The sequence below is a fragment of the Streptomyces sp. NPDC017202 genome (assembly GCF_044331705.1).
Classification (GTDB): Bacteria; Actinomycetota; Actinomycetes; order Streptomycetales; family Streptomycetaceae; genus Streptomyces.
The window spans coordinates 80,962-97,835 of record NZ_JBIRNP010000005.1 but is presented as its reverse complement, the minus strand read 5'-3'; the positions used below and the strand labels follow the sequence as shown (position 1 = coordinate 97,835).

Sequence of the window (16,874 nt, the reverse complement as noted above, 5' to 3'; positions counted from 1 at the left end):
GGACCGGCCGGATGCGGCGAAGGACAGAAGAGGGCACCCGATGACCCCGAGCGCCGCCGACGACGACCCGGCGACCAAGGGAGGCCGCAGCCGCCGCAACTTCGCGGGCGCGCGCCCCGTGATGGCCGACGTGGCGCACCTGGCCGGCGTCTCCAAGCAGACCGTCTCGCGGGTGCTGAACGACCACCCGGCCGTACGCCCGGAAACCCGCGAGGCGGTCCTCGCAGCGATGCGCACGCTCGGCTACCGCCCGAGCCGCAGTGCCCGCTCGCTGGCCAGCGGCCGGACCCGGATGCTCGGGGTGATCTCGTTCGACGCGGCCCGCTACGGCCCCGCCTCCACCCTGACCGCGATCAACACGGCCGCCCAGGAAGCCGGTTACCTGGTCAGCGCGATCGCCCTGGACACCGCCGACCGCGACACGGTCGTACGGGCGGCGGACCGCCTGGCGGCGGAGGGCGCGGACGGCGTGATCGCGATCGCCCCGCAACTGCGCGTGGCGAAGGCGCTGGCGGAAGCCAGACTGGACACCCCGCTGGTGGTCCTGGACAACGACCTCGGCGACGGCACCCCGGTGGTCACCTCGGACGCCCGCACCGGCGCCCGCAAGGCCACCGAACACCTCCTGTCCCTCGGCCACCCCACGGTCTGGCACGTGGCCGGCCCGAGCGGCTGGGCGGCGGCGGACCGCCGGGCGGAAAGCTGGCGGGCCGCCCTGGAGACCGCCGGAGCCCCGGTCCCCGCCCCCCTCCTCGGCGACTGGAGCGCCGACTCCGGCTACTGCCTCGGCCGCGAGCTGGCGCGGAACCCGCGGATCACCGCGGTCTTCGTGTCCAACGACCAGATGGCCCTCGGTGTCCTGCGCGCCCTGCACGAGGCGGGCCGCCGCGTCCCCGACGACGTCAGCGTGGTCGGCTACGACGACATCCCGGAGGCGGCCCACTTCCTCCCCCCGCTGACCACCGTCCGCACGGACTTCGGGGACATCGGCACCCGCGCCCTCCACGTCCTCCTCGACCGCATCGACACCCCGGCGGCGCCCCCGCCGGCCCTGACGGTCACCCCCGTGGACCTGATCGTCCGCGACAGCACGTCGGCACCCGCAGGGGAATGCTGAGGCGTCGGGCCGGAGGCCGGTGGGGCTGTCGATGCTGCTGGGGCGTCGTGCAACTTCAGTGACTGTTGTGGCGACAGGGGCGATCGATCGTCCATGGGCACGGAGTGCGCGAGGGCAGGCCCGTGACTAAGCGGGGTGAGCAGTGCTAGAAAGACCGGATGGAAGACCGTTTCGCCCGATTTGGTCACATGTCGCGGCTATGGTCACTGGCGCGGAAGAACACGCGAAGCGTCGCGGGCCAGATGTTCCTCATGCAGGTGACACTGGTGGTGCTGCTCGTGGCATTCGCCGTCTTCGCCCTCGTCCTGCAGTCACAGCGGCACACCGACGCCGAGGCCAAACGAAGATCCATAGCCGTCGCGCAGACTTTCGCGCACTCCCCGGGCATGCTGTCCGCACTGCGAGCCCCCGATCCCTCGGCAGTCCTGCAGCCGCTGACCGAGGCCGGACGCAGGTCCGCGGGCGTCGACTTCGTCGTGGTCATGGACACGAAGGGGATCCGCTACACCCACCCCCTGCCGGACCGGATCGGGAAGCGGTTCGTGGGGAAGATCGAGCCGTCGCTGGCGGGAAAGGTCTACACCGAAAGCGTGGACGGCCCCCTCGGCCAGGAAGTCCAGGCGACCGTGCCCATCCGGGACACCCGGGGCCACGTGGTGGCCCTCGTCTCCGCCGGGCTGAAGGTCAAGAACGTGACCAGTCTGGTGGAGCGGCAGATACCGATCATCCTGACCGCCGGGGCGGGCGCGCTCGGAGCGGCCACCGCCGCCACGGTGCTGGTGAGCAGGCGGCTGCGACGGCAGACCCACAGCCTTGCCCCGAACGAGATGGCCCGCATGTACGAGCACCACGACACCGTGCTGCACTCCGTGCGCGAAGGGGTGCTCATCGTCAACGACGAGGGGCGATTGCTGCTGGCGAACGACGAGGCCAAGCGGCTCCTGGAACTGCCCCCGGAGGCGGAGGGGCAGCAGGTGTCCCGGATGCCGGCCCTCGAACCCGAGATCATGTCGTTGCTCAGCTCCGGCCGCGAGGCCAATGACGAAGTACACCTGGCCGGACCGCGGCTGCTGGTGGTCAACCAGAGGCTCATGGACCGCGGCGGAGGCCCCAAGGGCACCGTGGTGACGCTGCGCGACTCCACGGAACTGCGGGCCGTGTCGGGCAGGGCCGAAATCACGGGTGAGCGGCTGAAACTGCTCTACGACGCCGGACTGGGCATCGGCACCACCCTGGACGTCGTCCGGACGGCCGACGAACTCGCCCGGATCGCCGTCCCCCGTTTCGCCGACTTCGTCACCGTGGACCTGGCCGACGCCGTACTGCACGGCGAGGAACCGGCGACCACGGCGAAGGGGATGCGACGTGTCGCCGTGTGCGGCATCCGCGACGACCATCCGCTCTACGAGAAGGGCCGGCTGATCGACTTCCTGCCCTCCACACCCCAGGCACGCGGCTACGGCACCGGCCGCTCGGAACTGGTCGCCGACCTGTCCACCGCGACGGGCTGGCACCTGCAGGACCCGGAACGCACCGAACAGATCGTGGACTACGGCATCCATTCGCTCATAGCGGCTCCGATCCAGGCCCGCGGCGTCGTGCTGGGCACGGTCAACTTCTGGCGCTCCGAACAGCACGACCCCTTCGACCGGGAGGAACTCTCCCTGGCGGAGGAACTCGTGGCCCGCGCCGCGGTCAGCATCGACAACGCCCGCCGGTACACGCGCGAGCACGCCCTGGCGGTCACCCTCCAGCGCAGCCTGCTGCCGCGAGGCCTGCCCGAGCAGAGCGCCCTCGACGTCGCCTACCGGTACCTCCCGGCCCAGTCGGGGGTGAGCGGGGACTGGTTCGACGTGATCCCCCTGCCGGGCAGCCGCGTGGCGCTGGTCGTCGGTGACGTGGTCGGCCACGGCCTGCACGCCGCCGCGACCATGGGGCGGCTGCGGACCGCGGTGCACAACTTCTCCACGCTCGACCTGCCGCCCGACGAACTGCTGAGCCACCTGGACGACCTGGTCGGGCGCATCGACCAGGACGAGGCGGGCACGGACAGCCCCGCCGCCGTCGTGGGCGCCACCTGCCTGTACGCGATCTACGACCCCACGACGCGCCGCTGCACCATGGCACGCGCCGGGCACCTGGCTCCCGCGCTGGTCCGCCCCGACGGGAACGTCACCTTTCTCGACCTCCCGCCAGGTCCACCACTGGGTCTCGGCGGCATGCCCTTCCAGGCCGCCGAACTGGACATCGCCGAAGGCTCCCAGCTCGTCCTCTACACCGACGGCCTCATCGAGGACCGCACCCGCGACCTCGACGAGGGAATGGAACTCCTGCGCAAAGCCCTGGCGGGCCAACCCGAGCGCGCGCCGGAGGAGAGCTGCCGGGCCGTGCTGGGATCACTGCTGCCCGAACGCCCCAAGGACGACGTGGCCCTGCTCATCGCCCGTACCCACGCGCTGCCGCCGGAACGGATCGCCGAGTGGGACGTACCGCCCGACCCGGCCGCCGTCGCCGGAGTACGCGCCGCGGCGACCGACAAGCTCGACGAGTGGGGACTGTCCGAACTGGGCTTCAGCACGGAACTCGTGCTGAGCGAACTCGTCACCAACGCCGTCCGCTACGGCTGCGAGCCGATCCGCATGAGGCTGATCCACGACCGCACACTGATCTGCGAGGTGGCCGACGGCAGCAGCACCTCGCCCCACCTGCGGTACGCCGCGACGACCGACGAAGGCGGCCGGGGCCTGTTCCTGGTGTCACAGCTGACCGAGCGCTGGGGCACCCGGTACACCCCCCAGGGCAAGGTCATCTGGGCCGAACAGACACTGCCGGAACCCTGAGACGCCACGCGCCTCACCCCTGAGACGCCACGCGCTTCCGCGCCCGGGGCCTACGGCGTCTCCAGCACTCCCGGACCTTCCGGACGCCGCTCCGACGCCCGCCGGGAGTACGTCCGCCGCTGGTAGTACGTCCGCCGCCGGCAGTACGTCCGCCACCGGGAGCGGGCCCGCCGACGCTGACGGTATTGCCCAATTCCGCGGTGAGCCAGGTCAGGACACGGACCGGTGTCCGCACCCCTTTTCCGCACGGATGCGGAGCCGTCCACACAGGCTCTGGTCCAGTAGAACTGGTCGGCCGCGTTCAGCCCGGCAAGCAGAATGCGGTGCAGCCGGTCGAAGAAGCCTGCCTGTTGTCATCGCTCCAGACGGCGTCAGCAGGTATGTCCGGAGCCGAAGCACAATTCCAGCGGCAGGAGTTGCCGGGCCATGTCGTTGCAGAGGACGTGGAGGATGCCCTGGAGACAGCGCCGGTCTGCCACCGGCCATGGCCCCGGCGACCGCTCGGGCCAGGGCGGCGGCAGCGGTTCGGCCAGCGGCCACAAGTCGTCGCCCACGATCCACGGCCGAGTGCTCACACCCTCGCGAACGGCCGAGCCGCCAGACCGGTCACGCCCCACCAGGGCATCCCAACAAGATCGCTTCACGAGCTCTTGGCCATATGGAGTAACACTGCGGGCTGGGAAGTGCGGTTCAAAGCCAAGGTGAGCACATGGAAGACGGTGATGAGGGGGCAACGACACGGCGAAGGGGCTGGTTCGACGCTGTCCACAAGTGGGCAGCCACAGCTGCAGCTGTCGTCGCCCTGGCTATTTCGCTCTACAACCTGGCGGAGCTCCAACAGGAGCCGCAAATCGATGTGACCCTCCCGCACCTCATGCGAATTGGCCCAGCAGGCAAGGGGACCTTGATCTACTTTCAGCCGACGGTATCCACCAGGTTCAAGTCGCAAGATGTCGAGGTGATCGGTGATGCGCGTTTGCGACTTGAACCCACCGGCTCGAATGCTTCACCAAAGAGCCCGCGTTTCTACTGGCAGAGCAACGGGGTGCCGACCTTTGATTTCGAGTCCGACGAAATCAGGATCGAGTGGTCTGGCGACCCGGCCCCGTTCCTCGTCAGTCAGGACAAGCCTCAGCAGCCGATGTTCCAGTTCCAGGACGACAGTTGGGCGCTCCAGCCCGGCCGATACGAGGGGTCCATTCGGTTGAGTCGGTCCGGGAACAAAAAGCCGTTGACCGAGAATTTCTGCCTGATTGTGTCAAAGAAGGCCACTGACGAAATGCGTGCGGGAGGCGAGAGGGGAATCTACTTCTTCCGCAATGACCTGCCCAAGTTCACCTCCTCCGGTCAGTTCTCGCACTGCTACGTCAGAGAAACGGACTGAAGGCCCTCACGGGTGGCACCAGTGGTGTGAGCTTCCAGGGGTGAGACCGCGGTCGGCTGGTCGGGGACTGCGTTTCAGCGAAGGCTGTACCGAGCAGGCAGTACACCGCGTGGCCCGTGGCGAGGAGACGGAACCGCTCGCGCAACCTTTCAGCCGACCGCGGGGAGTGGGCGACCGCTGGCTTGGCCGGCCGCCGCGGAGCTCTCGGCGGCATCGGAGGGTGTGGCGTGGGCGTGTGGTCCGGCGCGCAGGTAGCGGGCAGGCGTCGATTACTGGCCCACACACTCCTCACGCACGAACCGTGAGAAACGGCGAGAAAGGCTCAGTCGTCCCGTCCTCGACGTACCACCGCGTGTGGCAGGAGGCCCGGCTCCTCGCGCTCCCGCCGGCCGCCGCGTCCTCGCCGCTCGCGAGTCGGCCGTACGACCTCCGTCATCCGGCGCTGTCGACGTGGCTCAACGCCGGCGTCGACCCCACCGAGGTGGCCGGGCACGCCGTCAAGAACGTGGAGGTCCTGCTGCCCCGCTACGCGAAGTGCCTCGACGGACAGCAGCACGTCGCCAACCGGCGTATCGAGGACCTCTTGCGTGAGTACGACTGACTGCCCTTGACCGTGTCCGAGGCCCCTGGTGTCTCCCCAGGGGCCTCATCGTTTGCGCGGTGCGTTAAGCAGGCCTGGTGGCCTGGGCCTGTTCGGAGGAGAGCAGGCGTTCAAGGTTTTTCCGCTCGCTGTCGAGCGCAGTGAGCATCTGGATGTGGGTTCGTTCGAAGTCGGGCTCAACCTCGACGCCGAGGTCATGTCGCAAGGTGACCCGCAGCAGGTACACGCCGTCGGACAGCGGTCCGCTGAACCAGGCCTTCGCGCGACTGTATGCCTCGTCCAGGTTGGGACTGCTCGGCAACTGCTTGACCACGGAATACCCGACTCCGAGCGCCCTGTTAAGGGTCGAGGCGGTTTCGAGAACATCCTTGGGCAGGGCCATCTGTGCCTGAGAATATTCCTCTGACCAGGCCTCTTTAGCGGCGTCGAGGATTGTCGGCTCGACATCCTCGCCGCGTTCGGCTGTTCGGACTGCGTCTCGGGCGGCGACCCGGTAGGCGCGAGCCGTGGTGTTCAGGCGGGCATAGAGCTCACGTCTGGCTTGCTGTGCTTGGTCTTGGCGGTCTTCCGCCCGTTCACGATCGGCACGCTCGTTCTGCTCTCGGCTCGCGCGCTGGCTGAGGACTGCCCCGCCCAGTGTTCCGCCCAATGTTCCTCCGACGCCGATGAGCGCGACGGCAAGAGTGGTCACATCCACGAGATCCCCCAACTCGTCCATTCGTCTGCCCGGCCGGCGGCTGGTGGCGACGACAGCTCAGCTTCGCCGGCCTCGTACCTACCCGCGGTGCAGCTGTAGGCCAGGACGACGATAACGAGGGGTAGACCTGCTTGGCTCCGACGAGGGGCACCACCTGCGGCGATGCCTCAAGATCCCGTCCACGCCTCGTCAACGGACCCCGACATACGGCCGCTTCGAGCGGCATCCACCTGCACATACGCGAAGACCCCGGCTCCAGCGTTTCCGCTGGTGACGGGGTCTTTGGGCACCTCATACAAGGTGCCCCCGGCAGGATTCGAACCTGCGCACACGGCTCCGGAGGCCGTTGCTCTATCCCCTGAGCTACGGGGGCGTGTCGGTCGCGTTGCTCGCGGCGACGGACAGAACACTACCAGCTCCCTCGGGGTGATCAGGAACGGGTTTGCCGGGGTGGAGGCGGGGCGGGGCCCGCGGAGGGGGTGGAAGTGGGGAAAACCCGGACGCGGTGGCCGGGTCCGACCTACTCTCGAGTTGTGTCAGGCGCTTCGGGCCGGGTGCTTGTTGTCGACGACAACAAGGTCATCCGGCAGCTGATCAGGGTCAATCTCGAGCTGGAGGGCCTCGAGGTCGTGACCGCGTCCGATGGTGCCGAGTGTCTGGAAGTCGTGCATCAGGTGCGGCCCGATCTCGTGACCCTCGATGTCGTCATGCCCCGGCTGGACGGTCTGCGGACCGCCGCGCGGCTCCGCGCCGATCCGCGCACCCGCGGCCTTCCCCTCGCCATCATCAGCGCCTGCACGCAGTGCGAGGCCGAGGCCGGCCTCGAAGCGGGCGTCGACGCCTTTCTTTCCAAGCCCTTCGATCCCGCCGATCTCGTCAGCCTCGTGCGTCGGCTCATCGAGGGGAAGCGGGGGGAGGGGAGCGGTGGTGACGTCCCTGGCGGTGTGGCCGGCGCTGACGGGGGACCTGGGCTCGACGCCTCGCTCGGCACGGCCCTCGGTCCCACCTTCGGCGCAGCCTCCGAGGCCTGTCGCGGCACTGGTCCCGGTCTTGCCCACGGCCGCAGCTCCGGGCCCGCCCCCGCCCTGAGCCATGACCTCGCCCCCAGCGGTGAAGGCGAAGACAGGGGCGAGGGTGACGGCGGGGGCGGCGGCGTCAGTATGCGCAACGGACACATGCAGCGGCACGGACAGGGCTACGGACAGGGACAGGGACACGGGCGCCTCGGCGCACCTGCGCCCGGCCCCACCTCCCTCCACGGCCCCGACCCCGCCCTCACCCCCACTCCCGGTTCCGCCCCCGCCCCCCTGGCCGAGCCCGTCCCCGAATGAGTCACCGGCGACCTCCCCCTCCCGGGGCACCTCCTCACATCCCCTCTCCCGGGGCACCCCCTCACCGCCCCGCCCCGTCCACATCCCGGACACCCGCAAACCGGCTCGCATACCCACCCCCCTCCTCCCCTACGCTGGTCCCGTGACCCCCGTCGAGTTGTCCCGCACCGTGCTGCACGCGGTGCGGTGTGCCGTCGACGACGGGGCGCTGAGTGTGGTCGTTCCCGCGCGGGTGCTGGTCGGGCCGCCCGGGGCGGGAGGATGCGGGGACTACGCCACCAACGTCGCCCTCCAGCTGGCCCGCCCCGCCGGGCAGCCCCCGTTGCGGGTCGCCGCGCTGCTCCGGCCGTACCTCGTGCGCGAGGCCGGTGTCACCGACGTCGCGATCACCGGGCCGGGGTTCCTCAACATCAGCCTCGACCGGGCCGTCACGTCCGCCGCGCTGGTCCGGCGGATCCTCGACGAGGGGCCGGGGTACGGCCGTACCGACGCCCTCGCCGGTCAGGTGTTCGTGTTGCGCGTGCCGTACGAGGTCCGTGCCGAGGTGCTGGCGGACGTGCTCGCGCGCATGGTCGGCTCGCAGGGCGGGCGTGTCGAGATCGCGCACGGCGACGGGGTGAACCTGCGGCCCGTGCCGGCACCGGAGGACCCCGCTCCGCTCGGGCCGGACGCCGCCCGCTGGGCGCTGCTCCATCCCGCCCCGCACGACCGGCCCCGCATCACCGCCGATCATCTGGTCCAGCGCGAGAGCAACCCCCTCTTCCGGATCCGTTACGCCCACGCCCGCACCCGCGCCGTCGCCCGCAACGCCGCCGACCTCGGATTCCACGCCGCCACCCGGCCCGGGACGGCCCCGGCGGCAGCGGGCCCGGTGGCGACGGACGCGGAGACGCCGGACGCGGAGACGCCGGACGCGGAGACGCCGGACGCGGAGACGCCGGACGCGGAGACGCCGGACGCGGAGACGCCGGACGCCCTGGACACTCCGGAAACCCCGGACCTCATCGCGCTGCTCGGCGACCACCCCCGCGTCCTCGCCTCCGCCGGCGGGCTCCCGCACCCCGATGCCCTCGCCGCTCCCTCCCGGCTCAGCCGCCACCTCCTGGCCCTCGCCGACGTGACCCTCGCCCACCTGCCCGCCGTTCTGCCGCGTGGGGACGAGAAACCCTCGGCCGCCCACCGGTCCCGGCTCGCCCTCGCCGAAGCCGCCGGGACGGTGCTGGCCGGTGGCCTGTCCCTGCTCGGCATCGACGCACCCGACCACCTCTGAGAGAGCACGCCCACGATGAGCCGTTCCGCACACCCCGCCGGGCCCCGTCACGCCGACGTCCTGCCGGAGGGGCATTACTCGGCGCCGCCCGCCGACCTCAACTCCCTCGACCCCAAGGTGTGGTCGCGGACCGTCACCCGTGACGCCCTCGGGGTCGTCACCGTCGGCGGGATCGACGTGAAGACGCTCGCCGAGGAGTACGGCACCCCGGCCTACGTCCTCGACGAGGCCGACTTCCGGGACCGGGCCCGCGCCTGGCGCACCGCCTTCGGGACCGAGGCCGACGTCTTCTACGCCGGAAAGGCGTTCCTGTCGCGCGCCGTCGTGCGGTGGCTGCACGAGGAGGGGCTCAACCTCGACGTCTGCTCCGGCGGCGAGCTGGCCACCGCGCTCTCCGCCGGCATGCCCGCCGACCGCATCGCCTTCCACGGCAACAACAAGTCGACGGAGGAGATCGAGAGGGCCGTCCGGGCCGGTGTCGGGCGGATCGTCCTCGACTCCTTCCAGGAGATCGTCCGCGTCGCGCACATCGCCCAGTCGCTCGGCAGGCGGCAGCCCGTGCAGATCCGCGTCACCGTCGGCGTCGAGGCGCACACGCACGAGTTCATCGCCACCGCCCACGAGGACCAGAAGTTCGGGATCCCGCTCGCCGGGGGGCAGGCCGCCGAGGCGGTGCGGCGCGCGCTGAAGCTCGACGGGCTGGAGCTGATCGGCATCCACTCGCACATCGGGTCGCAGATCTTCGACATGTCCGGCTTCGAGGTGGCCGCCCACCGGGTCGTCGGACTGCTCAGGGACATCCGCGACGAGCACGGCGTCGAGCTGCCCGAGATCGACCTCGGCGGCGGGCTCGGCATCGCCTACACCAGTGACGACGACCCCCGCGAGCCGCACGAGATCGCCAAGGCGCTGACGGAGATCGTCACCCGCGAGTGCGAGTCCGCCCGGCTCCGCACGCCCCGCATCTCCGTCGAGCCCGGCCGCGCCATCGTGGGGCCCACCGCCTTCACGCTGTACGAGGTCGGCACCGTCAAGCCGCTCGACGGACTGCGCACGTACGTCTCCGTCGACGGCGGCATGTCCGACAACATCCGCACCGCCCTGTACGACGCCGAGTACAGCGTGGCGCTCGTCTCCCGCTCCTCCGACGCCGAGCCGATGCTGGCGCGCGTCGTGGGCAAGCACTGCGAGAGCGGGGACATCGTGGTCAAGGACGCGTTCCTGCCGGCCGACCTGGCACCGGGTGACCTGATCGCCGTGCCCGCCACGGGGGCGTACTGCCGGTCCATGGCCAGCAACTACAACCACGTGCTGCGGCCGCCGGTCGTCGCCGTGCGCGAGGGCGAGGCCCGCGTCATCGTCCGGCGCGAGACGGAGGAGGACCTCCTGCGGCTCGACGTCGGATAGGCGCGGGCCGGCCGGGTGGAAGATCTCCTGTCCGCCACCCCGTGGAAATGAAATAGATGTCTCACGATCCGGACCGGGGGCAGAAACCCCGGTCCGGTGAGTGAGACTGGAGCAACCGTAGACGGTATGAGGAAACGAGGTCGGATGATGCGTACGCGTCCGCTGAAGGTGGCGCTGCTGGGCTGTGGAGTGGTCGGCTCAGAGGTGGCGCGCATCATGACGACGCACGCCGACGACCTCGCCGCCAGGATCGGGGCCCCGGTGGAGCTGGCCGGGGTGGCCGTGCGGCGGCCCTCCCGGGTGCGCGAGGGAATCGATCCGGCGCTCGTCACCACCGACGCCACCGCCCTGGTCAAACGGGGCGACATCGACGTCGTCGTCGAGGTCATCGGCGGGATCGAGCCGGCCCGCACCCTCATCACCACCGCCTTCGAGCACGGCGCGTCGGTCGTCTCCGCCAACAAGGCGCTGCTCGCCCAGGACGGCGCCGCCCTGCACGCCGCCGCTGGTGAACACGGAAGGGACCTCTACTACGAGGCCGCCGTCGCCGGCGCCATCCCGCTGATCCGCCCGCTGCGCGAGTCGCTCGCCGGCGACAAGATCAACCGCGTCATGGGCATCGTCAACGGGACGACCAACTTCATCCTCGACAAGATGGACTCCACCGGGGCCGGCTACCAGGAGGCCCTCGACGAGGCCACCGCCCTCGGGTACGCCGAGGCCGACCCCACCGCCGACGTGGAGGGCTTCGACGCCGCGGCCAAGGCCGCCATCCTCGCCGGGATCGCCTTCCACACGCGCGTGCGCCTCGACGACGTCTACCGCGAGGGCATGACCGAGGTGACCGCCGCCGACTTCGCCTCCGCCAAGGAGATGGGCTGCACCATCAAGCTGCTCGCCATCTGCGAGCGGGCCGCCGACGGGGCGTCCGTCACCGCGCGCGTGCACCCCGCGATGATTCCGCTGACCCACCCGCTCTCCTCCGTGCGCGGCGCCTACAACGCCGTGTTCGTCGAGTCGGACGCGGCCGGGCAGCTCATGTTCTACGGCCCCGGCGCCGGCGGTGCTCCCACCGCCTCCGCCGTGCTCGGCGACCTCGTCGCCGTGTGCCGCAACCGGCTCAGCGGGGCGACGGGGCCCGGCGAGTCGGCGTACGCCGCCCTGCCGGTGTCGCCGATGGGTGACGTCGTCACCCGGTACCACATCAGCCTCGACGTCGCCGACAAACCGGGCGTCCTGGCACAGGTCGCCACCGTGTTCGCGGAGCACGGGGTGTCCATCGATACGGTGCGCCAGCAGGGTAAGGACGGCGAGGCCTCCCTCGTCGTCGTCACCCACCGCGCGTCCGACGCCTCCCTGACCGGGACCGTCGAGGCGCTGCGCAAGCTCGACACCGTGCGGGGTGTCGCCAGCATCATGCGGGTTGAAGGAGAGTAACCAGCAATGACCCACCAGTGGCGCGGAATCATCGAGGAGTACCGGGACCGGCTGCCGGTTTCCGACAGCACGCAGGTCGTGACGCTCCGCGAGGGCGGCACGCCCCTCGTGCCCGCGCAGGTGCTCTCCGAGCGCACCGGCTGCGAGGTCCACCTCAAGGTCGAGGGGGCGAACCCCACCGGCTCCTTCAAGGACCGCGGGATGACCATGGCGATCACCCGGGCCAAGGAGGAGGGCGCGAAGGCGGTCATCTGCGCCTCCACCGGCAACACGTCGGCGAGCGCCGCCGCGTACGCCGTGCGCGCCGGCATGGTCTCGGCCGTCCTCGTCCCCCAGGGCAAGATCGCGCTCGGCAAGATGGGGCAGGCCCTCGTCCACGGCGCGAAGATCCTCCAGGTCGACGGCAACTTCGACGACTGCCTCACGCTGGCCCGCTCGCTGAGCGACAACTACCCCGTGGCGCTGGTCAATTCGGTCAACCCGGTGCGTATCGAGGGGCAGAAGACGGCTGCCTTCGAGATCGTGGACATGCTCGGGAACGCCCCCGACATCCACGTCCTGCCGGTCGGCAACGCGGGCAACATCACGGCGTACTGGAAGGGCTACAAGGAGTACGCCGCCGACGGGATCGCCGCGCGCACCCCGCGCATGTGGGGTTTCCAGGCCTCCGGCAGCGCTCCGATCGTGCGGGGCGAGGTCGTCAAGGACCCGTCGACCATCGCCACCGCGATCCGCATCGGCAACCCCGCGTCCTGGCAGTACGCGCTCGCGGCGCGGGACGAGTCCGGCGGTCTCATCGACGAGGTGACGGACCGTGAGATCCTGCGCGCCTACCGGCTGTTGGCCGCGCAGGAGGGCGTCTTCGTGGAGCCCGCGTCCGCCGCGTCGGTGGCCGGTCTGCTGAAGGCCGCCGAGCAGGGCAAGGTCGACCCGGGCCAGACGATCGTGTGCACCGTCACGGGCAACGGTCTGAAGGACCCCGACTGGGCCGTGGCCGGCGCTCCGCAGCCGGTGACCGTCCCCGTCGACGCGGTGACCGCGGCCGAACGCCTCGGGCTCGCCTGAGCGACCCCGCGGGCAGCGGGGGCGCCACCACGGCGACGTGGACGCCCCCGCGCAGGCATGAAGGGCCTCACCTGGGGAAGTTCCTCCACGAAGGACTTTCCCGGCGAGGGTGCACGGGGGGCTTGCGACACGCATCGTGCGCCTCCCGTGCGCCCTATGTCGCCACAGAACCTTCCTTCGATAGGCTGTACCGAACCCGCCTGCCGCATATGCCTCCGCATCTCGCGCGGGCAGCGGCGCCGCGCCGTCATCAGCGGCCCGAGGGTCTTCGCACGTCATCGAAGTCAATCGAAGCCAAACGGATCCAGTCGAAGTCATTCGACCGTCACGCAGCTCAAGGAGAGTCAACGAGCGATGGCCGGTCCAGCGTTCCGCGCCGCCGCCGTCCGGGTGCGCGTCCCCGCCACCAGCGCCAATCTCGGACCGGGCTTCGACGCCCTGGGCCTCGCGCTGGGGCTCTACGACGACGTCGTCGTCCGGGTGGCCGACTCCGGGCTGCACATCGACATCGCGGGTGAGGGCAGCGAGACGCTGCCGCGCGACGAGAAGCACCTCCTCGTCCGCTCCCTGCGCACCGCCTTCGACGTCCTCGGCGGCCAGCCCCGCGGCCTCGAGATCGTCTGCGCCAACCGCATTCCGCACGGCCGCGGCCTCGGCTCCTCCTCCGCCGCCATCTGCGCCGGGATCGTCGCCGCCCGCGCGGTGACCATAGGCGGCGAGGCCCGCCTCGACGACGCCGCCCTGCTGGAGCTGGCGACCGAGATCGAGGGCCACCCCGACAACGTCGCGGCCTGTCTGCTCGGCGGGTTCACGCTCTCCTGGATGGAGGCCGGCGCCGCGCGGGCGATCAGGATGGAGCCTTCGGATTCCATCGTTCCGGTGGTTTTCGTGCCCGGGAAGCCGGTCCTGACCGAGACCGCCCGCGGACTGCTCCCGCGCACCGTGCCGCACGTCGACGCCGCCGCCAACGCGGGCCGTGCCGCCCTGCTCGTCGAGGCCCTGACCAGGCGCCCCGAGCTGCTGCTGCCCGCCACCGAGGACCGTCTCCACCAGGAGTACCGCGCTCCCGCCATGCCGGAGAGCGCCGCACTGGTGGAGCGGCTGCGCGCCGACGGGGTCCCCGCGGTGATCTCCGGCGCCGGGCCGACCGTGATGGCCCTGGCCGACGCGGAGTCGGCCGACAAGGTCGAGCGGCTGGCGGGTGCGGAATGGGCCGCCAACCGGCTGAGCCTGGACCTTCAGGGGGCGAGCGTGCTGCCGCTCGCGCCCTCCGGCGACCTGTGAAAGCACACGGTTGCCGGATTTCGAGAGGGGGAATGTTTGTTGGATCCGGTAGTGTTAACCTCAAGTCTGCACCCGACCCCACCATGGCGAGGTGCTTCATGTCCCCCTCCGGGACAGACATTCTTCCGGGAGCTCCCCAAGCCGCACTGCGTTCCGTACGTCGTACCTGGGCAGTACGCCGTGCAGCGACGCTGAGCGGTCCGACGGGCACGCTCCGGAATCGGTGCGACCACGCCACGTGACACTGGGTGTCACGGATCGTCGAGGAAGCGCCATCACCAGAAATCTCTTCCGCCGCTTTGGCGGACCACCGCCCCGGCTTCGCCACAGCAAGGACCGAAGCCGGACAGCACAACCGGTCGCCGAGCCAGACAGGCCGACGTCCGCTCCAGGGAAGGACCCTTCGTGAGCGACACCACCGATCTGATGGGCGCACGTGTCGAGGAGACCGCTGCCGCGCCCGCCACGGACGCCTCCGCGCCTGCTGCCGGTGCCGGCTCCCGGCGGCGCCGCGGTACCGGCCTCGAGGGCATGGTGCTGGCCGAGTTGCAGCAGGTCGCATCCGGCCTCGGCATCAGGGGCACCGCGCGGATGCGCAAGAGCCAGCTGATCGAGGTCATCAAGGAGGCGCAGGCGGGCGGGGGCGGCGCGCCGGCCGCGAAGGCTCCCGCCGGGGACGCCGCCGAGACCAAGCCCAAGCGCCGTGCCACCTCCAAGGCCCGCACGGGCGATGACGCCGCCGCGAAGAAGGCGGACGCCGCCCCGGCCGAGGCCCCCGCCGAGAAGGCCGTGGCCCAGCAGCAGATCGAGATCCCCGGCCAGCCGGCCGGTGGCAACGAGGCCCCCGTCGAGCGCCGCCGCCGCCGCGCCACCGCCGACGCGGGCAGCCCCGAGACCGTCACGGCCGAGGCGAAGAGCGCCCCGAAGGCGGACACCGCGGTCGCCACGCAGACCGAGCAGGCCCAGCCGCAGGGCGACGCCAGGAACGACGCCGACGGCGCCGAGGGCCGCCGCCGCGAACGCCGGGAGCGCGGCCGCGACCGTGACCGCGACCGCCGCGGCAAGGGCGACGACCAGCAGGGCCAGGGCGGTCAGCGCCAGCAGCAGGGCCAGCAGGGCGGCGGCGGCCGTCAGGACCGCCAGGACCGCCAGCGGGACAACGGGCCGCAGGACGACGACGACTTCGAGGGCGGCCGGCGCGGCCGTCGCGGGCGTTACCGGGACCGCCGCGGCCGCCGTGGCCGTGACGAGATCGGCGCGGCCGAGCCGCAGGTCGCCGACGACGACGTCCTGATCCCCGTCGCGGGCATCCTGGACATCCTCGACAACTACGCCTTCATCCGCACGTCGGGCTACCTGCCGGGTCCGAACGACGTGTACGTCTCCCTCGCCCAGGTCCGCAAGAACGGCCTGCGCAAGGGCGACCACGTCACCGGCGCGGTCCGTCAGCCGAAGGAGGGCGAGCGCCGCGAGAAGTTCAACGCGCTCGTGCGCCTCGACTCCGTCAACGGCATGGCGCCCGAACACGGCCGCGGCCGCCCGGAGTTCAACAAGCTCACCCCGCTGTACCCGCAGGACCGCCTCCGTCTGGAGACCGACCCGGGCGTCCTCACCACCCGCATCATCGACCTCGTGTCGCCGATCGGCAAGGGCCAGCGCGGCCTGATCGTGGCCCCGCCGAAGACCGGCAAGACCATGATCATGCAGGCGATCGCCAACGCGATCACGCACAACAACCCCGAGTGCCACCTGATGGTCGTCCTGGTCGACGAGCGTCCCGAAGAGGTCACCGACATGCAGCGGTCGGTCAAGGGCGAGGTCATCTCCTCGACCTTCGACCGCCCGGCCGAGGACCACACCACGGTCGCCGAGCTGGCCATCGAGCGCGCCAAGCGCCTGGTGGAACTGGGCCACGACGTCGTCGTCCTGCTCGACTCGATCACCCGCCTGGGCCGCGCGTACAACCTCGCCGCCCCGGCCTCCGGCCGCATCCTGTCCGGTGGTGTCGACTCGACCGCGCTGTACCCGCCGAAGCGCTTCTTCGGTGCCGCGCGCAACATCGAGGACGGCGGCTCGCTCACCATCCTGGCGACCGCGCTCGTCGACACCGGGTCCCGCATGGACGAGGTGATCTTCGAGGAGTTCAAGGGCACCGGCAACATGGAGCTCAAGCTCGACCGGAAGCTCGCCGACAAGCGGATCTTCCCGGCGGTGGACGTGGACGCGTCCGGCACCCGCAAGGAAGAGATCCTGCTCGCCCCCGACGAGCTCGGCATCGTCTGGAAGCTGCGCCGGGTGCTGCACGCCCTCGACCAGCAGCAGGCGGTCGAACTGCTTCTCGACAAGATGAAGCAGACGAAGTCGAACGCCGAGTTCCTGATGCAGATCCAGAAGACGACGCCGGCGCCGGGCAACAACGACTGACGCGTTTCTTCGCAGGA

The 16,874-nt window shown here is 70.8% G+C and carries 10 protein-coding genes, 1 tRNA gene and 2 pseudogenes; 11 read left to right on the top strand and 2 right to left on the bottom strand.

Annotation, left to right across the window (positions count from 1 at the left end; all coding sequences use genetic code 11):
* The first annotated feature begins 40 nt into the window (after positions 1 to 40).
* From ACH4N1_RS13050 to ACH4N1_RS13035, 4 genes and pseudogenes are all read left to right on the top strand, one after another.
* Positions 41 to 1,117, top strand: a complete 1,077-nt coding sequence (locus ACH4N1_RS13050) for a LacI family DNA-binding transcriptional regulator (RefSeq protein WP_398096813.1) — start codon at positions 41 to 43, stop codon at positions 1,115 to 1,117.
* A 242-nt stretch (positions 1,118 to 1,359) separates the two neighbouring features.
* Positions 1,360 to 3,957 carry a SpoIIE family protein phosphatase gene (locus ACH4N1_RS13045; RefSeq protein WP_398096812.1) on the top strand — a complete coding sequence of 866 codons (2,598 nt, stop codon included), beginning with the start codon at positions 1,360 to 1,362 and terminating at the stop codon, positions 3,955 to 3,957.
* Positions 3,958 to 4,666: 709 nt separating this feature from the next.
* Positions 4,667 to 5,341: a hypothetical protein gene (locus ACH4N1_RS13040; protein ID WP_398096811.1), complete on the top strand. Its 675-nt coding sequence runs from the start codon at positions 4,667 to 4,669 to the stop codon at positions 5,339 to 5,341.
* Between the two features lie 313 nt (positions 5,342 to 5,654).
* Positions 5,655 to 5,942: pseudogene (locus tag ACH4N1_RS13035) on the top strand (site-specific integrase); the annotation flags it as partial.
* Positions 5,943 to 6,006: 64 nt separating this feature from the next.
* Here the strand turns inward: ACH4N1_RS13035 and ACH4N1_RS13030 are convergent.
* Positions 6,007 to 6,660 carry a hypothetical protein gene (locus ACH4N1_RS13030; RefSeq protein ID WP_398096810.1) on the bottom strand — a complete coding sequence of 218 codons (654 nt, stop codon included), beginning with the start codon at positions 6,658 to 6,660 and terminating at the stop codon, positions 6,007 to 6,009.
* 280 nt (positions 6,661 to 6,940) lie between these two features.
* Positions 6,941 to 7,012, bottom strand: a tRNA-Arg gene (locus tag ACH4N1_RS13025).
* Positions 7,013 to 7,124: 112 nt separating this feature from the next.
* On the opposite strand from ACH4N1_RS13025, the pseudogene ACH4N1_RS13020 reads away from it, so the two are divergent.
* The 7 genes and pseudogenes from ACH4N1_RS13020 to rho all read left to right on the top strand — a co-directional run.
* Positions 7,125 to 7,610, top strand: a pseudogene (locus tag ACH4N1_RS13020) (response regulator); the annotation flags it as partial.
* 502 nt (positions 7,611 to 8,112) lie between these two features.
* Positions 8,113 to 9,240, top strand: a complete 1,128-nt coding sequence (nrtL, locus tag ACH4N1_RS13015; RefSeq protein ID WP_398096808.1) for an ArgS-related anticodon-binding protein NrtL — start codon at positions 8,113 to 8,115, stop codon at positions 9,238 to 9,240.
* Between the two features lie 15 nt (positions 9,241 to 9,255).
* Complete coding sequence (gene lysA, locus ACH4N1_RS13010; RefSeq protein ID WP_398096807.1) at positions 9,256 to 10,647, top strand: diaminopimelate decarboxylase; 1,392 nt, start codon at positions 9,256 to 9,258, stop codon at positions 10,645 to 10,647.
* 144 nt (positions 10,648 to 10,791) lie between these two features.
* Positions 10,792 to 12,084 (top strand): homoserine dehydrogenase, encoded by a 1,293-nt coding sequence (locus ACH4N1_RS13005; protein WP_398096805.1) that lies wholly within the window; start codon positions 10,792 to 10,794, stop codon positions 12,082 to 12,084.
* Positions 12,085 to 12,090: 6 nt separating this feature from the next.
* Positions 12,091 to 13,149 carry a threonine synthase gene (thrC, locus tag ACH4N1_RS13000; RefSeq protein WP_398096804.1) on the top strand — a complete coding sequence of 353 codons (1,059 nt, stop codon included), beginning with the start codon at positions 12,091 to 12,093 and terminating at the stop codon, positions 13,147 to 13,149.
* A 354-nt stretch (positions 13,150 to 13,503) separates the two neighbouring features.
* A complete protein-coding gene (gene thrB, locus ACH4N1_RS12995) occupies positions 13,504 to 14,433 on the top strand; it encodes a homoserine kinase (RefSeq protein WP_382782626.1) in 930 nt (309 codons plus the stop codon).
* A gap of 405 nt (positions 14,434 to 14,838) precedes the next feature.
* Positions 14,839 to 16,857 carry a transcription termination factor Rho gene (gene rho / locus ACH4N1_RS12990; RefSeq protein ID WP_398096803.1) on the top strand — a complete coding sequence of 673 codons (2,019 nt, stop codon included), beginning with the start codon at positions 14,839 to 14,841 and terminating at the stop codon, positions 16,855 to 16,857.
* Positions 16,858 to 16,874 lie beyond the last annotated feature (17 nt).

Bases quoted from the DNA above. Each gene is read 5' to 3' on its own strand.
- ACH4N1_RS13050 (WP_398096813.1), top strand. From the start codon at position 41: ATGACCCCGAGCGCCGCCGACGACGACCCGGCGACCAAGGGAGGCCGC.
- ACH4N1_RS13040 (WP_398096811.1), top strand. From the start codon at position 4,667: ATGGAAGACGGTGATGAGGGGGCAACGACACGGCGAAGGGGCTGGTTC.
- ACH4N1_RS13005 (WP_398096805.1), top strand. From the start codon at position 10,792: ATGATGCGTACGCGTCCGCTGAAGGTGGCGCTGCTGGGCTGTGGAGTG.
- ACH4N1_RS13045 (WP_398096812.1), top strand. From the start codon at position 1,360: ATGTTCCTCATGCAGGTGACACTGGTGGTGCTGCTCGTGGCATTCGCC.
- thrC (WP_398096804.1), top strand. From the start codon at position 12,091: ATGACCCACCAGTGGCGCGGAATCATCGAGGAGTACCGGGACCGGCTG.
- lysA (WP_398096807.1), top strand. From the start codon at position 9,256: ATGAGCCGTTCCGCACACCCCGCCGGGCCCCGTCACGCCGACGTCCTG.
- thrB (WP_382782626.1), top strand. From the start codon at position 13,504: ATGGCCGGTCCAGCGTTCCGCGCCGCCGCCGTCCGGGTGCGCGTCCCC.
- ACH4N1_RS13030 (WP_398096810.1), bottom strand. From the start codon at position 6,660: ATGGACGAGTTGGGGGATCTCGTGGATGTGACCACTCTTGCCGTCGCG.